Genomic DNA, 17,700 nt, shown 5'->3' with positions numbered 1-17,700 from the left:
TGATCTTTTTATTGGCCGTATCAGTTCGCCGGAGCGACGATCGGCAGAGCGTAGTCGGGCAGAGAGAAGACGGTCAGCACGCCGCCGAGAGCGGTGTAGTCGGACAGCGCCTTATAGCCGCCGACCGCGCCGAGGCCTTCGTTGCTCTTGGACAGGCCGGCCGCGAGGCCGATGCCGGCCCAGCCGCCGACGCCGGACAGAACCGCGACATACTGCTTGCCCTTGTGCTCATAGGTCATCACATTGCCGATGATGCCCGACGGAGTCTTGTACTTGTAGAGCTCCTTGCCGGTCTTGACATCGACGGCCTTCAGATAGCCCTCGAGCGTGCCGTAGAAGGCGAGACCGCCGGAGGTCGTGACCGTGCCGGACCAGACCGAGAACTGCTCCTTATTGGACCAGACGATCTTGCCGACGCGGGCGTCCCAAGCGATGAAATTGCCCATGTGGCTGTCGCCGGGCGGCGGGAACATCTCCAGCGTCGCGCCGACATAGGGCTGACCCGCGGTGTAGCTGACGCGGAAGGGCTCATAGTCCATGCAGACGTGGTTGGTCGGCACGTAGAACAGGCCCGTGTCCGGATCGAAGGACGCCGGCTGCATGTCCTTGGAGCCGAGAGCCGCCGGGCAGACGCCCTTGGTGTTGACGTCCTCGCCGTTCTGCTGCGTCGAATATTTCGAGACGACGAGCGGACGGCCATAGGTCGGCGAGTTCTTGTCCTGATCGACCTTGGTCGCCCAGTTGACGGCCGGATCATACTTCTCGGCGACGAGCAGCTCGCCGGTGACGCGATCGAGCGTGTAGCCGAAGCCGTTACGATCGAAGTGGACGGCGGTCTTGCGAGCCACGCCGCCGATCGTCTGATCGGCGAGGATCACCTCGTTGATGCCGTCATAGTCCCACTCGTCGTGGGGAGTCATCTGATAGACCCACTTGGCGACGCCGGTGTTGAGGTCGCGCGCCCACAGGGTCATGGACCAGCGATTGTCGCCGGGACGCTGCGCGGGGTTCCAGGTCGAGGGGTTGCCCGAGCCGTAGTAGATCAGGTTCAGCTCGGGGTCATAGGAATACCAGCCCCAGGTGGTGCCGCCGCCGATCTGCCACTGATCGCCTTCCCAGGTCTTCAGAGACGAATCCTTGCCGACCGGCTTGCCGAGGAAGGTGGTCTTCTCGGGGTCGAGCAGAACCTCGGAGTCCGGGCCTTCCGAATAGCCGCGCCAAGCGAGCTTGCCATCCTTGACGTCATAGGCGGTGATGCTGCCGCGCACGCCGAACTCGCCGCCGGCGATGCCGACGAGGACCTTGTCCTTGAAGACGTGCGGAGCGGCGGTCGAGGTGGCGCCCTTGGACGGATCGCCGTTCTTCACCGACCAGACGAGCTTGCCGGTCTTGGCGTCGAGAGCGACGAGGGTGGTGTCGGCCTGGGCCAGGAAGATCTTGCCGTCGCCATAGGCGAGACCGCGATTCACGGTGTCGCAGCACATGACCGGAACGACGCTCGGATCCTGCTTGGGCTCATACTTCCAGAGGATCTTGCCTTCGTTGTTGAGATCGAGGGCGTAGACGATGTTGGGGAACGGCGTATGCAGATACATCACGTCGCCGATAACGAGCGGCGCGCCTTCGTGGCCGCGCAGCACGCCGGTCGAGAAGCTCCAAGCGGGAGCCAGCTTGCCGACGTTCTCGGTGGTGATCTGCTTCAGCTTCGAGTAACGCAGATTGGCGTAGTCGCCCGTCGGCAACGCCCACTGCTTCGGGTTCTTCTGGAGATCGAGCAGCTCGTCGGCGCTCGCCACGCCGGCCCCGAACAGCGCGAGGATCCCCACCGAAGTCGACAACAACAGCTTATGCATGAGCTTTTCCTCCTGACGACATCACCGTGCAAAAGGCCCGGCCACGCCGCCGACATCGCGCCTTTCCGACGCCCTAAGGCTTTGGGAAGCCGTTTCCTCGTTTTTGCCACGGCGATCGGGCGGAAACGCCGCGCCCGCAGCCCCGCCCGTATCTCCGTCGAGACGCTTTCCGGTTCCCGGCCGGAAAGCCTCTTTTAGGTCGGAAACGGCGGGATAATATGTCGCACGGAATTGAAGCGCAATCCCCAAATCCTGTTCCCGACTTTCCTGATTTCGCGCGTGAAACGGGCGAAAAACGAGGCTGAAAAACCGATGCTGCAACGCACTATTCGAGGGCTCGCGATTGCGTTTCTCTGCCTCGTCGCGAACGGCGCGAAAAGCTTCGAGCTGACCGAGATCGCGCCGGGAGTCTTCGTCCATCAGGGCGTGACCGCCTTGATGTCTCGCGATAACCTCGGCGGCATCGCCAATCTCGGCGCCATCGTCGGCGCGGAGGCGGTCGCGGTCATCGACACGGGCGGCAGCCGCGCGGAGGGCGAGGCTTTCCTCGCTGCATTGCAGCAGCGCACGACCAAGCCGATCCGTTATGTCATCGACACTCACGTCCATCCGGATCATATTTTCGGGAATATTGCCTTTCGAGACACGGGAGCCGTCTTCGTCGGGCACAAGAATCTCCCGCGCGCCATGGCGACGCGCGGCCCGCACTATCTCTCTTCTTTCCGCGAGACGATGGGCGCCCTGCTCGACGATGTGATTCTGGTTCCGCCGACCCTCACCGTCGAACGCGAGACGATTCTCGATCTCGGCGGCCGCAAGATCGCGCTGAAGGCCTGGCGCACCGCTCACAGCGATTCCGATCTCACCGTGCTCGATCCGCAGAGCGGCACGCTCTTTACCGGCGATCTCTTGTTCCTGCAGCATGTCCCGATCATCGACGGCAGCCTTTTGGGCTTTCTGTCCGTCATCGAGGAATTGCGGAAGATCGAGGCGGTCCGCGTCGTGCCGGGCCATGGGCCGGCGGTCGCTCCCTGGCCGCAGGCGCTGGAGGCGCAAAAAGCCTATCTCGACCATCTCACCCGCGATTTGCGCGCCGATATCGCCAGAGGGGAGACGCTCGCGCGCGCGGTGACGACAGCCGGCCGCGGCGAAAAGCCCAATTGGCTGCTGTTCGAGGATTATCACACGCGCAACGCCACGGCCGGCTTCGCCGAGCTGGAATGGGAGGCCCCTTGAGCCGGCCGCGCCCACAGCGCTATGATTCCAAAAAATACCGGAGGAACGCAGATGAGCCCTTGGACCGCGAGCCTTCACGCTCGCAAATCGCCGAATGAGAGCGAGCCTGAAGGCTCGCGGTCCCTCCTGCGCCCCATCGCAGCGGCCGCAGCCCTCTGCCTTTGGGCCGCCGCCGCCTCGGCCCAGGAGCCGAAGATCGATCCCTGGCCGGGCCTCGTCACCGATATTTTCCACGATCGCGCGATCACCTCGCATGAGGGCGTGGTGGCGCTCGACGCGCCGAAGCGGGCCGAGGACGCCGCCATCGTGCCGATGACCATCTCGCTGCTCGAGCCGGGCCTGCGCGCGGCGACGCTGGTGATCGACGAGAATCCCATGCCCATGGCGGCGGCCTTCTCCTTCGGCGAGGGCGCCGGCGTCGCGAAGATAGAAACGCGCGTGCGCGTGAACTCCTACACCAATGTGCATGTCGTCGGCCAAACGGGCGATGGCGCGCTGCATTCGGTGGTGAAATTCGTGAAGGCCTCGGGCGGCTGCTCGGCCCCGGCGATCAAGGATCAGGACGAGGCCAGCGCCAATCTCGGCAAAATGAAATATCGGGAGTTCGCCAGCGAGAATCCCGCCCTGCGCGAGGCGCAGATCATGATTCGCCATCCCAATAATTCGGGATTGCAGATGGACCCGATCACCCGCGCCTATATTCCGGCTCATTATGTCGACAAGGTCGAGGTGCGGCAGGGCGAGGCGCTGATCTTCTCCATGGAGGGCGGAATTTCCCTGTCGGAGGATCCGAGCTTCCGCTTCGCCTACAAGCCCAATGGCGCCAAGGTGATGCGCGTCGAGGCGCGCGACAATCAAGGCAATGTGTTCAAAGGGGAGTGGCCGATCGGCGGAGCGTCGTGAGACGCTTTTCGTCCGTCGCCGCCACCCACTCGCGGGCGCGCGCCTCCGGCTCCGCGGCGCGCAATATATCGGTGACGACGCAGGCGCTGTCCGCCCCCGCCGCCAGCGCCGCGCTGGCGCGCTCCGGCGTCAGCCCGCCTATGGCGACGAGCGGAATCTCGCCGATGCGGCGTTTCCAGACGCCGATTTTATCGAGCCCCTGCGGGGCGAAGGCCATTTGCTTCAGCAGAGTCGGATAGATCGGCCCCAGCGCGATATAATCGGGGGAGAGCGCCAGCGCCCGCTCCAGCTCGGCCTCGTCATGCGTGCTGACGCCGAGCCTTATTCCATGGGCGCGGATCGCGGCGATATCGGCCGTGTCGAGATCGCCTTGGCCAAGATGCACGAAATCGCAGGAAAGATCGATGGCGAACCGCCAATAATCATTGACGACGAGCAGCGCGCCATGGGCCGCGCAAAGATCGCGGGCGCGGGCGGTCTCCTCGCGCAGCGCCGCCTCCTCGCGATCCTTGACGCGCAATTGCACGAGCCGCACGCCGCAAGGCAACAGCCGGGGCAGCCAATCGGCGGAATCGACGATGAGATAGAAGGGATCGAGCAAAATCGCGCTCATGACGGGATGACGCTCGAATGAGAGGCGACGCGCCCCACCCTCCCCTTCAGGGGGAGGGTCGGCCTGCGCAGCAGGACGGGGTGGGGTTCGCCGCCCGAGACTCGGGGGCTCACCCCCTCCCGAGCGCCTTCGGCGCTCGACCTCCCCCCTCCAGGGGGAGGTGGGAACGAAAGCGCGCTCATGCCTCGAGTCCGTCGTCGAAGGCGCGGCCGAGCACGGGCGTCGAAGGCGCCGCCATGTCGCGCGGCTCCATCAGGCCGGAGAGATAGGCCGCCCGGCCAGCCTCTATGGCGAGCGAAAAGGCCCGCGCCATGGCCACCGGATCGCCGGCGCGCGCCACCGCCGTGTTGAGCAGAGCGGCGTCGAATCCCAGTTCCATGACCGCGGCCGCCTGCGAAGGCGCGCCGAGGCCGGCGTCCACGATGAGCGGCGTATTGGGAAAATGCGCGCGCAGCGCTCTGAGGCCGAAGAGATTATTGATCCCGCGGCCGGAGCCGATCGGCGCCGCCCAGGGCATCAGCACGCGGCAGCCGGCGTCCAGCAGCTTCTCCGCGACGACGAGATCCTCGGTCGTATAGGGAAAGACGCAAAAGCCGTCATCGCTGAGGATGCGCGCCGCCTCGACCAGGCCGAAGACGTCCGGTTGCAGCGTGTCCTCCTCGCCGATCACCTCGAGCTTGATCCAGCTGGTTCCGAACAGCTCGCGCGCCATTTGCGCGGTGGCGACGGCCTCCTTGGCCGTGCGGCAGCCTGCGGTGTTGGGCAGCACGCGCACGCCGAGCTCGCGAATGAGCCGCCAAAAGCTCTCGCCCGCGCGCGAGCCCCCGGCCTCCCGCCGCAGCGAGACGGTGACGATCTCCGCCCCCGCCGCGCGGATCGCCTCGGCGAGAATGGCGGGCGAAGGATAGCGCGCCGTGCCCAGCAGGAAGCGGGAGGATAGTCTCGCATCATAGACGACGAGGTCGTCGGGCATGCTCATTAAACCTTCACCCTCCCTGCCGCGGCGTGACGATCTCGATCGTATCGTCCTCGACCAGCAGCGTCTCGCCGCGATCCTTGCTGCGCACGAATTCCTGATTCACCGCCGTCGCGACGGTCTGCTCGCTAAAGCCCAATTCCTCGATGAGGCGTTCCAATGTGGGCGCCTCGATCTCAAGCGTCTGCCCATTCACCCTGATTCGCATTCATGACCTCCGGGAAGATATCGCCCGTGAAGAGAAAACGCGCGACGCGGCGCGCCAGCGCCGGCGCCAGAAGAAATCCATGCCGATAGAGCCCGTTCACATAGAGCGTCCGGCCCTGGCGCGAAATGCGCGGCAGATTGTCCGGGAAGGCCGGCCGCACATCCGAGCCCGTCTCGACGATCTCCGCCTCGGCGAAAGCGGGATGAATCGCGAAAGCCGAATTGACCAGCTCGACGATGGAGCGCGCCGTGACGCGGGAGCGCTCCTCATTCTCGATCATTGTCGCGCCGACCATGAACACGCCCTCCCCGCGCGGCACCACATAGACCGGATGGCGCGGATGCAACATGCGGACGGGGCGGGACAATTCGATCTCCTCGCTGCGCAGCACGAGCATCTCGCCCTTGACGCCGCGCAGCTCCGCCAGCTCGCCGCGCGCGGCAAAGCCGCGGCAATCGACGATCCAATCCGCCCGTGGAACGGAATCGGCGCAGAGCCGGATGCGGACATTGTCCATTGTCTGCAAATGTTCGAACAGCGCCGCCATCGCCGCGCGCGGCTCGAGATGCGCCTCCTGAGGAAAATAGAGCCCGCCCGAGAAACGCCCGGCCAGCGCCGGCTCGAGCGCCGCGAGGCCATCCGCGTCCAGCCGCTCGAACCGCCGGGTGCGGCGGGAGAATTCGATCAGCTCGGCGCGGTCGCGCGGCGGCGCGACGACGAGGCTGCCGGCGACTTTCGCGACAGGAATGTCCTTGGTCCAGAAGGCGAGCGCCTCCTCGCCGAGCGTCGCGACGATGGGCTCGGCGCTCTCCAATTCGCACCAGGGCGCGATCATGCCGCCGGCGTAATGCGAGCAGCCGCGGCCCGGCTCCGCCGCTTTCTCGATCAGCTCGACCTCAGCGCCATGCGGCGCGCCGGCGCGGGCGATCTCGAAAGCCGCGGTCAGGCCGGCGACGCCGGCGCCGATCACGCCGATCAGCATCGATGCGGCCCGATAGGGCCGAGGAATATCAGGAACATGCGGCCTCCCTACGCCAGCGCGAACTGGATCAGGTTCGAAGGGTCGCCGAGCCGCTTTTTAAAAAAGCTATTCGGCCTCTCAGCCTCTTGCCACGCGCAAAGCGCGCCAGCGGCGAGGCTCCCCTGGGCGAGACCGAGATTTGCGCAGGAACGGCGGCGCGTCAAGCGGGGCCGCGATGGCTTTGCAGTAAGGAGGCCGGCCGTCGTCATTGCGAGCGAAGCGAAACAATCCAGAGCCGGGGGCGGCCCCTGGATCGCTTCGTCGCTGCGCTCCTCGCGATGACAGCGCTACTCCTGCGGGGCGCGGGCGGTGATCGTCAGAGCATGAACGCGCGTCGCCAGCTCCTCGGCGAGCAGCGTGTTGACGATGCGATGCCGCTCGACGAGCCTCTTGCCCGCGAAAGCCTCGCTCACCACCTCGACTCGAAAATGGCTTTCGCCATCCTGGTGGTGGCCGCCATGCCCGGCGTGCTTGTCAGACTCGTCGATCACCTTCAAGGTGACGGGCGCGAGCCCTTCGGTCAGCTTCGAACGGATACGGGCCTGGACGGCGCCGATATTGCCTTGCTCGGCCATAGTGGAATCCTCCTCGTCGCCTCGGTCCAAGCAAAATTCCCGCCGATTGAAATTGACGTCGGGTTCCGCTTGCAGCCTGCGGCCAGTCTACCATAATGCAGCGCCATGGATTTGAATTCGCCCCTCTTCGATCGTATCCGCGTGAAGCCCGAGCAGAGGCAGGAGCGCCGCGAGACTCGTTTTCGCTGCGACGCCCCCGGCTGCGAGGCCGAGGGAGCCCATCGCGCGCCCATGGGACGGCTGCGCGAGGGGCAATATTTCTGCTTCTGCCTGGAGCACGTGCGGGAATATAATAATTCATACAATTACTTCAACGGAATGAGCGACGAGGACGTCGCCCGTTACCTGAAGGACGACGCCACCACCGGCCATCGCCCCACCTGGTCCATGGGCGTGAAGCGCGGACAGGCCTCCTTCCGCGAGGACCCGCTGCGGCCCGACAATTTCGCCGATCCTATGGGCCTCTACCGGCAGCGGGCGCATCGCGCCCGGCCGCAGGCGGAGGCCAGCCCGCGCTATTCGGCAGTGACGATCAAGGCGCTGAATGCTCTCGGTCTCGATGAGACCGCCGGTGCGGAGGCGATAAAGACGCGCTATAAGGAGCTCGTCAAACGTCACCATCCGGACGCCAATGGCGGAGATCGCTCCTGCGAGGAAAGACTGCGGGAGATCATTCACGCATATAAGACGTTGCGGGCCGCCAAGCTCGTTTGAACAAGCGTTTGACCAGGCCTTGCCGGCGCGAATGTCGCGAGCGCGCGTCGGCGAAACGGAGGATCAATGTCAACCCCAAGCGACAAAGCGGCCGGGTCCGCGCCCCTGCCGGACCTCAAAGTCTCCGTGCGCCAGCTGTTCGGCATCGACTCCGATCTCGAGGTTCCCGCCTATTCCGAGCGGACCGAGCATGTCCCGGACAAGGATCCCGACTATCTCTTCGACCGCGAGACGACGCTCGCCATTCTCGCCGGTTTCGCCCGCAACCGCCGCGTCATGGTCACGGGCTATCACGGCACCGGCAAATCGACGCATATCGAGCAGGTGGCCGCGCGGCTCAACTGGCCTTGCGTGCGCGTCAATCTCGACAGCCATGTCTCGCGCATCGATCTCGTCGGCAAGGACGCGATCGTGCTGAAGGACGGCAAGCAGGTCACGGAGTTCCGCGACGGCATTCTGCCCTGGGCGCTCCAGCACAATATCGCGCTCTGCTTCGACGAATATGACGCCGGCCGTCCGGATGTGATGTTCGTCATTCAGCGCGTGCTGGAAGTCTCCGGCCGGCTGACGCTGCTCGATCAGAACCGCGTCATTCGTCCGCATCCCGCCTTCCGCCTGTTCGCCACCGCCAATACGGTGGGCCTCGGCGACACATCCGGCCTCTATCACGGCACGCAGCAGATCAATCAGGGCCAGATGGACCGCTGGTCCATCGTCTCGACGCTCAATTATCTGCCGCATGACGCGGAGACCAATATCGTGCTCGCCAAGGTGAAGAGCTTCAATGCGACCAAGGAAGGCCGCGACGCCATCAATAAGATGGTGCGCGTCGCCGACCTCTCGCGCAACGCCTTCATGTCCGGCGATCTCTCCACGGTGATGAGCCCGCGCACGGTCATCACCTGGGCGGAGAATTCCGAGATATTCGGCGATGTGGGCTTCGCCTTCCGGCTCACCTTCCTGAACAAATGCGACGAGCTCGAGCGTCCGCTCGTCGCAGAGTTCTACCAGCGCTGCTTCGGCAAGGAATTGCCCGAGAGCGCGGTGAATGTGGTGATGTCCTGAACAGCGCTTTTCCGTCATTGCGAGGAGCGTAGCGACGAAGCAATCCAGGGCCGCCCCATGGCTCTGGATTGCTTCGCTTCGCTCGCAATGACGGAAAAAGCATCGCGCCTGATTGCAGTCAGCGCTTCTTTCCATCCCGCGCCAGCAAATCTGGCCGCCTCGCGCGCGTCAGCTCGAGCGCGCGCTCATGGCGCCAGCGCGCGATCTTGGCGTGATCGCCGCAGAGCAGAATGTCGGGAATGGCGCGGCCCTCGAAATCGCGTGGCCGCGTATATTGTGGATATTCGAGCAGACCACTCTCGAAGCTCTCTTCCTCGCCCGAGGCCGACTCGCCCATTATGCCCGGCAACAGGCGCACGCAGGCGTCGACGAGCGCCATGGCCGCGATCTCGCCGCCCGAAAGCACATAATCGCCGATCGAGATTTCCTCCAGCGCGCGCGCCTCGATGATGCGCTCGTCCACGCCCTCGAAGCGTCCGCAGAGGATGATCGCGCCCTCGCCTTCGACCAGCGCGCGCACGCGGCTCTGCGTCAGCGGCGCGCCGCGCGGGCTCATCAGCAAGCGCGGTCTCGCATCGCCTTCCGGCGCGGCCGCGTCGATCGCCGCGGCGAGAACATCGGCGCGCATCACCATGCCGGGACCGCCGCCGGCGGGCGTGTCGTCGACAGCGCGATGACGGCCGAGGCCATGCTCGCGAATATTGCGAGCCTCGAGCGACCAGAGCCCGCGCGACAGCCCGTCGCCCGCGAGCGACAGGCCGAGCGGACCGGGGAACATTTCCGGGAAGAGAGTGAGTATCGTCGCGCGCCACATGGGGCGGGTTATGGCATGGGGGCGCGGGACGGGAAAGGCGGCGCGCTTTCGCCCGCGATGGTTGCGAGCTAGAGTTTCTCTCGCGGGCGCTCACCGCCACGAAAGGCCGATATGTCGCCGACGCTGTTTCGCCAAAGAGGATATCGGTTCTATTTCCTCTCGCGTGAGGAGCCGAGGGCGCATGTTCATGTCTACCATCCAGACGTCGAAGCCAAGTTCTGGATGGATTCGGAAATCGCGTTGGCGCGCAATCAGGGGCTGTCGGCTCAGGCCTTGCTGGAAATCGAGATCATGATACGAGAGCATGAAAAGGAGATCAGGGATGCCTGGCGTCGACACTTCCCCGGTTGAAGTCTCGGGTGTGACGAAGCTCGGCGTCTGGCTGCGGCTGGACGATGAGCAGCTCTTCATGCCTTTCGACCAGTTTCCGTGGTTCCGCACGGCCGCGGTCTCGCAGATATTCGAAGTGGAACGGCTAAATCCGCAACATCTCTATTGGCCCGAGCTGGATGTCGATCTGCATGTCGACTCCATTCGCCACCCCGAAAATTTTCCGCTGGTGGCGCAGCCGCCGCGATGAGGACGGCTATCCCTCTTCCCCTGAAGGCGCATCGCCCTCGATCTCGAGCGGCGGCTCCACCACCACGCGGCCGCCGGCCAGATCGACGATCGGAACCACGGCCTTGGTGAAGGGGAAGAGCAGCGTCTCGCCGCCGGCGGGCGGACGCACTTCCAACAGATCGCTCGCGCCGAAATTGCGCACGGCGATCACCACGCCGAGCGTCTCGCCGGCGGGCGTTTCCGCGCGCAGACCTTCGAGATCGGCGAGATAGAATTCGTCTTCCTCCGGCTCCGGCAGCGCCGCGCGCGGAAGATAGAGCTCGACGCCGGTCAAAGCCGTCGCAGCCTCGCGGTCACGCACGCCCTCGAGACGCGCGACGAACATGTCCTTGCCGATCGGCCGCAGCGAGGCGATGACGAAACGGCGCGCGCCGCCGGCGTCGAACAAGGGACCGTATGTGGAGATCGCCGAAGGATCGGCGGTGAAGCTCTGCAGGCGGATTTCGCCGCGCACGCCATGCGCGGCGCCGAGCCGGCCGAGGAGTACGGCGTTTTTCATGGGAAAGCGAGCCCGAAGGCTCGCGGTCCAAAACACGCAAAGCATCGCTGCACGAGCGAAGCGCTCCAGAGGCCGCCGCGCGGCCCAGGGTCGCTTCGCTTCGCTCGCAAGGACGGCGTCATCAGGCCGAGGCGGCCTCGGCGGCGGCGGCCGCAGCGGCGGCGCGCTCCTGCGCCTTCTTCTTCGGCTGGGCCTTCTGCGGATTGCTGCGCGCCTCGCGCTTGCCGACGCCGACGCTCTCGAGCAGACGGGCGACGCGATCGGTCGCCTGCGCGCCCTTGGCGATCCACTCCTGCGCCTTCTCGGCGTCGAGCACGAGACGATCGGCGGCGTCCTTCGGCTTCAGCGGATCGAACGTGCCGAGACGCTCGATGAAGCGGCCATCGCGGGGCGAGCGCGAATCGGCGACGACGACGCGATAGAAGGGACGCTTCTTGGCGCCGCCGCGGGAGAGTCTGATCTTCAGGGACATTTGGTTCTTCCTTTGTGAGCGAGTAGCGAATAGCGAATAGCGAATAGCGAGTAGCGAGTAGCGTGAGCGAACTATTCGCTACTCGCTATTCGCTACTCGCCCCTTCATTTCTTCTTCCCGAACGGATTCAATCCGCTCAGAAAACCTCCGCCGCCGCCGAGCCCGGGCAGGGTCGGCTTGGCGGAGAATGCGGAAGCCGGCGGCGCAGCGGGAATGCTGGGGCCGGCGCCGGGCGGCAGGCCGCCGCCCATTTTCTTCTGCAATTGCGCGAGCTGCTCGGGCGAAGGCGCCTGCATCCCGCCCATGCCCATCATCTGCGCGGCCTTGGCCATCATGCCGCCGCCCTTGCCGCCGCCCATGGCTTTCATCATGTCGGCCATCTGGCGGTGCTGCTTCAGCAGCTTATTGACCTCCTCCACCTTCGCGCCGGAGCCCGCCGCGATGCGGCGCTTGCGCGAGGCTTTGAGAATGTCGGGATTGCGCCGCTCCTTGGGCGTCATCGACAGAATGATCGCGCGTTGGCGCTTGAACATCTTGTCGTCGATGTTCGCGGAGGCGATCTGCTCCTTCATCTTGGCGACGCCGGGGAGCAGCCCCATTATGCCGCCGAAGCCGCCGACCTTCTCCATCATGGCGAGCTGATCGGCCAAATCCTGCAGATCGAACTTGCCTTTCGCCATGCGCTCGGCGGCGCGCTGCGCTTGCTCCTGATCGACGGCGGCGGCGGCTTTCTCCACCAGCGCGACGATATCGCCCATGCCGAGAATGCGATTGGCGATGCGCTGCGGCGAGAATTCGTCGAGCGCATCCATCTTCTCGCCGGTGGCGATCAGCTTGATCGGCTTGCCGGTGACGGCGCGCATGGAGAGCGCCGCGCCGCCGCGGCCATCGCCATCGACGCGCGTCAGCACAATGCCGGTGAGCCCGACGCGATCGTCGAAATTCTTGGCGAGATTGACCGCGTCCTGACCGGTCAGCGCATCGACGACGAGCAGAATTTCATGCGGCTTGGAGACGGCCTTGATCTGCGCCATCTCCTCCATCAGCGGCTCGTCAATGTGCGTGCGGCCCGCTGTGTCGAGCATCACCACATCATAGCCTTCGCGCCGCGCCGTCTCCTCGGCGCGCTTGGCGATCTTCACCGGGTCCTGGCCGGGAACGATCGACAGAGTGTCGACCTCCACCTGCCGGCCGAGAATGGCGAGCTGCTCCTGCGCGGCCGGGCGCTTGACGTCCAGCGAGGCCATCAGCACGCGCTTGCCGTGGCGCTCTTTCAGGCGCTTGGCGATCTTGGCGGCGGTCGTCGTCTTGCCGGCGCCCTGCAGGCCGACCAGCATGATGGCGACGGGCGGGGCGGCGTCGAGGTCGATCGGCTGCGCGGTGGAGCCGAGAGTCTCGACCATGACGTCATTGACGATCTTGACGACCATCTGGCCGGGCGAGACCGACTTCACCACATTGGCGCCGACGGCCTTGGCCTGCACGCTGTCGGTGAATGTGCGCACGACATCGAGCGCGACATCCGCCTCGAGCAGAGCGCGGCGGACCTCGCGCAGAGCCTCGGCGACATCGGCGTCCGAAAGGGCGCCGCGCCGCGTGAGCTTGTCGAATATGCCGGAGAGCTTGTCGGAAAGGCCCTCGAACATGCGGTTCTCCCAGGGAGCGAGTAGCGAATAGGAAGTAGCGAGTAGAGCCGAAGCTCGATCTCTTCGCTACTGCCTATTCGCCACGCGCCCGTCCAAAGCAAAGCGCGCCCGGGGGCGCTCAGCGCTGCCGGACGTTGGCCCTACGCCTCTTGGGCGAATGGGCGGGTCATAGGTCATCTCTGACGAGATTGGCGCGTTTTTAGGCGCTGGGGGCCGGGAAGTCAACGCGGCGCGTGGCGGGCGTTCCACCCTCCCCTTCAGGGGGAGGGTCGGCCGGCCATAGCCCGGCGCTCGCGACGGGCGTTCTTTCAGAACGCCCTACGGCCGGACGGGGTGGGGTGCAACGCCCCAGACTCGGGGGTTCACCCCCTCCCGATCGCCTTCGGCGCTCGACCTCCCCCCTCGAGGGGGAGGTGGAAACGCCCTTCCCGTTTATCTCGTGCGCGAGGGCTACGAATTAGGATTATCATCCCCCCACGCCGAAGCGCCCGGCGCCTCGCGGCGGCGGGGGAGGAAGGGCGGTTCGGGACGCTCCGGCCCCTTTCGGCCGCAGCGCGAAGAGATATTCATCGGTTCCGGAGCGTCCCGAAACGCGGCTTCGCCTTCTCGTCGACGTCCCGAGGCGTTTTCGGACCCGCGAATCCTGGGTTTTCACATTCAGGACCCGATCGCTTCCGAATGCCTGGGATCACGGAACGGCTCTCGCTCTCCCTATGGACGGGAGAGAAACGCCGGTCCGGCGACGCGCCGCCTGTCCAGGGACGGGGGTCGCCGTCCCGGATGGAGCCGGCCCCCGCCCGCGTTCCACGACCCGAGGAACGCGCCCTTGCGTCGGCGGGAGCGAGTGGGGTATAGGAATATTTTCAGGATATGTCAAGAGCCCGACAACGGGGAGATTCGGCTTCTGGACCCGATGCAGACTTCTGCACTTGCTTGACCACTGGGGTTGTGTTGGTTATCGGCATACATACTGAGCGGCTTACAACATATGGTTGAGACAAAACCTGATGGGACGGTCAAGGGATAGCGAGCCTACAAAGCCCAATGAGCCTGATAGGTCATCGGCAAAATTGTCATCGCCGTTTAGACTGGAGGCGATATACGAAGATCTTTCTTTAATATTCACATCGAGCCGTGTTAAAGATGCCTCATCGGCTGATGTCGTCATAGCAGTTGATACAAATGTATTACTTCTTCCCTACACGATCAGAAAAGAAGGCCTACCAACTCTTCAGGAATTCTATATAAAGCTTAGAGCTGAAAAGCGCTTATTCCTACCAGCTCGCGTTGCCCGAGAGTTTATCGGAAACCGAGATAAAAAGCTCGCAGAGCTCCTAAAAACCCTAAGCGACATCAAGTCACGCATCAATATCGGCGAAACAAAACTGTCACCTATACTTGAAGGCGTTGAAGGAAGCGAGCAGCTAGCGATTGCTAGCAAAGCCTTATCGAGCGCCAAGGAGCAGTACACCGCAGCAATTGGACTTCTTGAGGACAAAGTTAGATCGTGGAACGGCGACGACCCCGTTACAAATATCTACTCAATGGTTTTCGATTCCGAAAATATTATTGTATCATCTCAAGATAATGAAGAGATTCTCAAAGAATGGGAGTTTAGACTAACTGAACAAATCCCGCCCGGTTATAAAGACAGCGCCAAGTCGGATACAGGTATAGGTGACTTCCTTATCTGGAAGTCACTACTCTACCTCGCGGGGAAAGAAAAAAAAGACCTTATCTTCGTGACAGGCGAAGAGAAGGCCGATTGGTTTGTTCGAGTGAACGGCGGCGGCGCTTATCCGAGGCCAGAGCTCATTGCCGAGTATCGGAAATTCTCGGGCGGCAAGAATATACGCTTGGCTAGCTTTCATGACGTCCTTCGAGAGATGGCAGTCTCACAAGAACTCGTGTCTGAGGTTGAGCATGCTGAAAACACCGCAAATAACGCTATTCGCAGCGAAACGAACGAAAATGCTAGTATTATGGCGCGTAATACATTTACATTTATTGGTTTTAATATTCGATACGGCGGCGACAATATAACATTTATTGATGATTGTTTAGTATTTACTTTCAACGTATCTGAACGTAGCGTAGGTTCACTATGGGTTTATCCGAACAATACGATTTCGTTCCGCGAAATTTGCGCTGGAAATGTGAGCGAATCAATTTCGATCGATGGGCTGCAGCCTATTCAGGGAAATTTCGCTGTAAAGATGGGTGAGATAATTTGTGCTCAAGATGCTCACGGTAATACTCTCATTGCAAAATTGATCAGCGCGAACCTGCCCAAGCCTAACGAGCAGTTCCTGATATCGTTTGCCTATGCAATTTATCGGAACGGTAGCGACATTTTTGTCCTATGAGCAGGAAAATAGCGGCTCTTGGCCCATCGGCGAAATTCAAGCCGACGCGCTACCCGCCATCGGATAGAGATATAGCGAGACCTTTCCGCTGGCGCGCCGGGACCAGCCCGGCCATGACGGCGCGGGGGCGAGGAGAATGACGGCGTGGGGGATGACGTCGCCGGGGCGAGGAGGATAGGCGCATTCGATGCGCTGTCGCGGGCCGCGGGGCGAAAAACTTGCCCCGAATCCATGGCCCGGGGGTTTCCTCTTTCGAAAAAACATGAAATCGCTCTCATTCTAAAATTCGCCGACGCGAGGGCCTTCCCCTTGCGTCTCGAACTGCGCCCGAAAGGGACCGCGCCCGGAAGTGGGAAAGACGATGGCTGAGACAGAAGAATTGCCCCCGCGCGAAGCTATGGATTACGACGTCGTGATCGTCGGAGCCGGCCCGGCCGGCCTCTCCGCCGCGATCCGCCTCAAGCAGATTTCGCCCGATCTCTCGGTCGTCGTCATCGAGAAGGGCTCGGAGCCCGGCGCGCATATTCTCTCCGGCGCGGTCATCGATCCGATCGGCCTCGACCGCCTGCTGCCGGACTGGCGCAGCCGCGACGACGCGCCGCTGAAGACGAAAGTGACCAGCGACGACATGCTCTGGCTGACCTCGACCAGCGCCGTCACCATCCCGCATGTCGTCAATCCCAAGCTCATGAGCAATGAGGGCAAGTTCATCGGCTCACTCGCCAGCGTCGTGCGCTTTCTGGCGCAGGAGGCGGAGGGGCTCGGCGTCGAGATTTATCCGGGCTTCGCCGGCGCCGAGCTGCTCTATGGCGAAAAGGGCGAGGTGCTCGGCGTCGCCACGGGCGATATGGGCGTCGGCCGCGACGGCGCGCCCAAGGACAGCTTCACCCGCGGCATGGAGCTGCGCGGCAAATATACGCTGATCGCGGAAGGCGCGCGCGGCTCGCTGGCCAAGGAGCTCTTGAAGAAATACGCGCTCGACGCCAATAGCGAGCCGCAGAAATTCAGCATCGGCCTCAAGGAGCTGTGGCGCATCCCCAAGGAGAAGCACCGCCCCGGCCATATGCAGCATTCGGTCGGCTGGCCGCTCGCCGACGACACGGGCGGCGGCTCCTTCCTCTATCATTTCGACGAGGATCTCGTTTCGGTCGGCTTCGTCGTCTATCTCAACTATTCCAATCCGACGCTCTCGCCCTTCGACGAGTTCCAGCGCTTCAAGGCGCATCCGTCCATCGCCCCGGTGCTGGAAGGCGGGCAGCGCCTCGCCTATGGCGCGCGCGCGCTGACCTCGGGCGGCTGGCAGAGCGTGCCGAAGCTGACCTTCCCCGGCGGCGCGCTGATCGGCTGCTCGGCCGGCTTCATGAATGTCCCGCGCATAAAGGGCTCGCACAACGCCGTGCTGTCCGGCATTCTCGCCGCCGATCATGTGGCGGCGGCGCTGGCGGAAGGCCGCGCGCATGACGAGGTTTCGGCCTATGACGCCGCCTGGCGCACCAGCGACATCGGCAAGGATTTGAAGCCGGTCCGCAATGTGAAGCCGCTGCTCTCGAAATTCGGCACCAAGCTCGGCATTGCGCTCGGCGGCTTCGACATGTGGACGAATGAGCTGTTCGGCTTCTCGATCTTCGGCACGCTGAAGCATGGCAAGCCGGATTACGCCTGCCTGAAGCCGCTCTCGCAGGTGACGCCGATCGTCTATCCGAAGCTCACCAGCAAAGTGGTCTTCGACAAGCTCTCCTCTGTGTTCGTCTCCAACACGAACCATGAGGAGGATCAGCCCTGCCATCTGACGCTTCGCGATCCGTCGGTCCCGATCGAGAAGAATCTGCCGATCTATGGCGAGCCGGCGCGGCTCTATTGCCCGGCGGGCGTCTATGAGGTGGTCTATGCGGAGGAGGCGACGAAGAGCGATCCGCGCTTCGTCATCAACGCGCAGAATTGCGTGCACTGCAAGACTTGCGACATCAAGGACCCGGCGCAGAATATCAATTGGGTTCCGCCGGAGGGCGGCGGCGGCCCGAATTATCCGAATATGTGAGCGGGCGCCTCACGATTGTGACCCTTATCGCTTATCGCTGCGCGCGTGACGGCTGAAATCGTCGCGCGCGCGACGCGGCG

Annotated in this window: 19 protein-coding genes and 1 riboswitch; of the genes, 8 read left to right on the top strand and 11 right to left on the bottom strand. The window is 63.6% G+C overall.

Annotated elements, in window-relative coordinates; translation table 11 throughout:
• Nucleotides 1-20 precede the first annotated feature (20 nt).
• Entirely contained in the window at nt 21-1,853 is a 1,833-nt protein-coding gene (gene xoxF5 / locus EDE12_RS04850) for a lanthanide-dependent methanol dehydrogenase XoxF5 (RefSeq protein WP_024881261.1), read from the bottom strand.
• Between the two features lie 21 nt (nt 1,854-1,874).
• Nucleotides 1,875-2,273: a hypothetical protein gene (locus EDE12_RS21745; RefSeq protein WP_166671813.1), complete on the bottom strand. Its 399-nt coding sequence runs from the start codon at nt 2,271-2,273 to the stop codon at nt 1,875-1,877.
• On the opposite strand from EDE12_RS21745, the gene EDE12_RS04845 reads away from it, so the two are divergent.
• Together EDE12_RS04845 and EDE12_RS04840 are read left to right on the top strand one after the other, a co-directional pair.
• On the top strand, nt 2,166-3,089 hold the full coding sequence (locus EDE12_RS04845; protein WP_024881262.1) for a quinoprotein relay system zinc metallohydrolase 2: 924 nt from the start codon (nt 2,166-2,168) through the stop codon (nt 3,087-3,089). The genes EDE12_RS21745 and EDE12_RS04845 overlap by 108 nt on opposite strands.
• 51 nt (nt 3,090-3,140) lie before the next feature.
• Complete coding sequence (locus EDE12_RS04840) at nt 3,141-3,992, top strand: quinoprotein dehydrogenase-associated SoxYZ-like carrier (RefSeq protein ID WP_245267402.1); 852 nt, start codon at nt 3,141-3,143, stop codon at nt 3,990-3,992.
• Here EDE12_RS04840 and EDE12_RS04835 read toward each other — a convergent pair.
• The 5 genes from EDE12_RS04835 to EDE12_RS04815 all read right to left on the bottom strand — a co-directional run bounded on the left by EDE12_RS04835 (nt 3,958) and on the right by EDE12_RS04815 (nt 7,385).
• The gene (locus EDE12_RS04835) at nt 3,958-4,605 is read right to left on the bottom strand and encodes a thiamine phosphate synthase (protein WP_026599508.1); all 648 of its coding nucleotides are present in this window, start codon (nt 4,603-4,605) and stop codon (nt 3,958-3,960) included. The genes EDE12_RS04840 and EDE12_RS04835 overlap by 35 nt on opposite strands.
• A 178-nt stretch (nt 4,606-4,783) precedes the next feature.
• On the bottom strand, nt 4,784-5,584 hold the full coding sequence (locus EDE12_RS04830) for a thiazole synthase (RefSeq protein ID WP_036291218.1): 801 nt from the start codon (nt 5,582-5,584) through the stop codon (nt 4,784-4,786).
• 7 nt (nt 5,585-5,591) lie between these two features.
• Nucleotides 5,592-5,789, bottom strand: a complete 198-nt coding sequence (gene thiS, locus EDE12_RS04825; protein WP_024881266.1) for a sulfur carrier protein ThiS — start codon at nt 5,787-5,789, stop codon at nt 5,592-5,594.
• Complete coding sequence (locus EDE12_RS04820; protein WP_026599510.1) at nt 5,758-6,771, bottom strand: FAD-dependent oxidoreductase; 1,014 nt, start codon at nt 6,769-6,771, stop codon at nt 5,758-5,760. The genes thiS and EDE12_RS04820 overlap by 32 nt, the downstream gene beginning before the upstream one ends.
• Nucleotides 6,772-6,798: 27 nt before the next feature.
• Nucleotides 6,799-6,944: riboswitch (TPP riboswitch) on the bottom strand.
• Between the two features lie 153 nt (nt 6,945-7,097).
• Nucleotides 7,098-7,385, bottom strand: a complete 288-nt coding sequence (locus EDE12_RS04815) for a BolA family protein (RefSeq protein ID WP_024881269.1) — start codon at nt 7,383-7,385, stop codon at nt 7,098-7,100.
• A 105-nt stretch (nt 7,386-7,490) separates the two neighbouring features.
• Here EDE12_RS04815 and EDE12_RS04810 point away from each other — a divergent pair, with 105 nt between their 5' ends.
• A complete protein-coding gene (locus EDE12_RS04810) occupies nt 7,491-8,099 on the top strand; it encodes a DnaJ domain-containing protein (protein ID WP_024881270.1) in 609 nt (202 codons plus the stop codon).
• A gap of 66 nt (nt 8,100-8,165) precedes the next feature.
• The gene (cobS, locus tag EDE12_RS04805; RefSeq protein ID WP_018267775.1) at nt 8,166-9,164 is read left to right on the top strand and encodes a cobaltochelatase subunit CobS; all 999 of its coding nucleotides are present in this window, start codon (nt 8,166-8,168) and stop codon (nt 9,162-9,164) included.
• A 118-nt stretch (nt 9,165-9,282) separates the two neighbouring features.
• Here cobS and trmD read toward each other — a convergent pair whose 3' ends face one another.
• A complete protein-coding gene (gene trmD / locus EDE12_RS04800) occupies nt 9,283-9,978 on the bottom strand; it encodes a tRNA (guanosine(37)-N1)-methyltransferase TrmD (protein WP_024881271.1) in 696 nt (231 codons plus the stop codon).
• Nucleotides 9,979-10,089: 111 nt separating this feature from the next.
• Between trmD and EDE12_RS04795 the strand changes: the two genes are divergently transcribed.
• Both EDE12_RS04795 and EDE12_RS04790 read left to right on the top strand, forming a co-directional pair.
• Nucleotides 10,090-10,329, top strand: coding sequence for a DUF4160 domain-containing protein (locus EDE12_RS04795; protein WP_026599511.1), 240 nt, complete (start codon nt 10,090-10,092; stop codon nt 10,327-10,329).
• Nucleotides 10,301-10,558 carry a DUF2442 domain-containing protein gene (locus tag EDE12_RS04790; RefSeq protein ID WP_024881272.1) on the top strand — a complete coding sequence of 86 codons (258 nt, stop codon included), beginning with the start codon at nt 10,301-10,303 and terminating at the stop codon, nt 10,556-10,558. Before EDE12_RS04795 ends, EDE12_RS04790 begins: the two co-directional genes overlap by 29 nt.
• Before the next feature lie 6 nt (nt 10,559-10,564).
• On the opposite strand, the gene rimM is transcribed toward EDE12_RS04790, so the two are convergent.
• The 3 genes from rimM to ffh form a co-directional block, all read right to left on the bottom strand.
• Nucleotides 10,565-11,098, bottom strand: a complete 534-nt coding sequence (gene rimM, locus EDE12_RS04785; protein ID WP_026599512.1) for a ribosome maturation factor RimM — start codon at nt 11,096-11,098, stop codon at nt 10,565-10,567.
• A 121-nt stretch (nt 11,099-11,219) separates the two neighbouring features.
• Complete coding sequence (gene rpsP / locus EDE12_RS04780; protein WP_026599513.1) at nt 11,220-11,570, bottom strand: 30S ribosomal protein S16; 351 nt, start codon at nt 11,568-11,570, stop codon at nt 11,220-11,222.
• Nucleotides 11,571-11,674: 104 nt separating this feature from the next.
• Nucleotides 11,675-13,216: a signal recognition particle protein gene (ffh, locus tag EDE12_RS04775; protein WP_026599514.1), complete on the bottom strand. Its 1,542-nt coding sequence runs from the start codon at nt 13,214-13,216 to the stop codon at nt 11,675-11,677.
• 1,070 nt (nt 13,217-14,286) lie between these two features.
• On the opposite strand from ffh, the gene EDE12_RS04770 reads away from it, so the two are divergent.
• Both EDE12_RS04770 and EDE12_RS04765 read left to right on the top strand, forming a co-directional pair.
• Nucleotides 14,287-15,582 carry a PIN domain-containing protein gene (locus EDE12_RS04770; RefSeq protein ID WP_134187994.1) on the top strand — a complete coding sequence of 432 codons (1,296 nt, stop codon included), beginning with the start codon at nt 14,287-14,289 and terminating at the stop codon, nt 15,580-15,582.
• 361 nt (nt 15,583-15,943) lie between these two features.
• Nucleotides 15,944-17,620, top strand: coding sequence for an electron transfer flavoprotein-ubiquinone oxidoreductase (locus EDE12_RS04765; RefSeq protein ID WP_026599515.1), 1,677 nt, complete (start codon nt 15,944-15,946; stop codon nt 17,618-17,620).
• Nucleotides 17,621-17,700 lie beyond the last annotated feature (80 nt).

It is taken from the genome of Methylosinus sp. sav-2 (genome assembly GCF_004366495.1).
Taxonomy (GTDB): Bacteria; Pseudomonadota; Alphaproteobacteria; order Rhizobiales; family Beijerinckiaceae; genus Methylosinus.
Note: the sequence above shows the minus strand (reverse complement) of the source record. Positions and strands in the feature narration are given on the sequence as shown.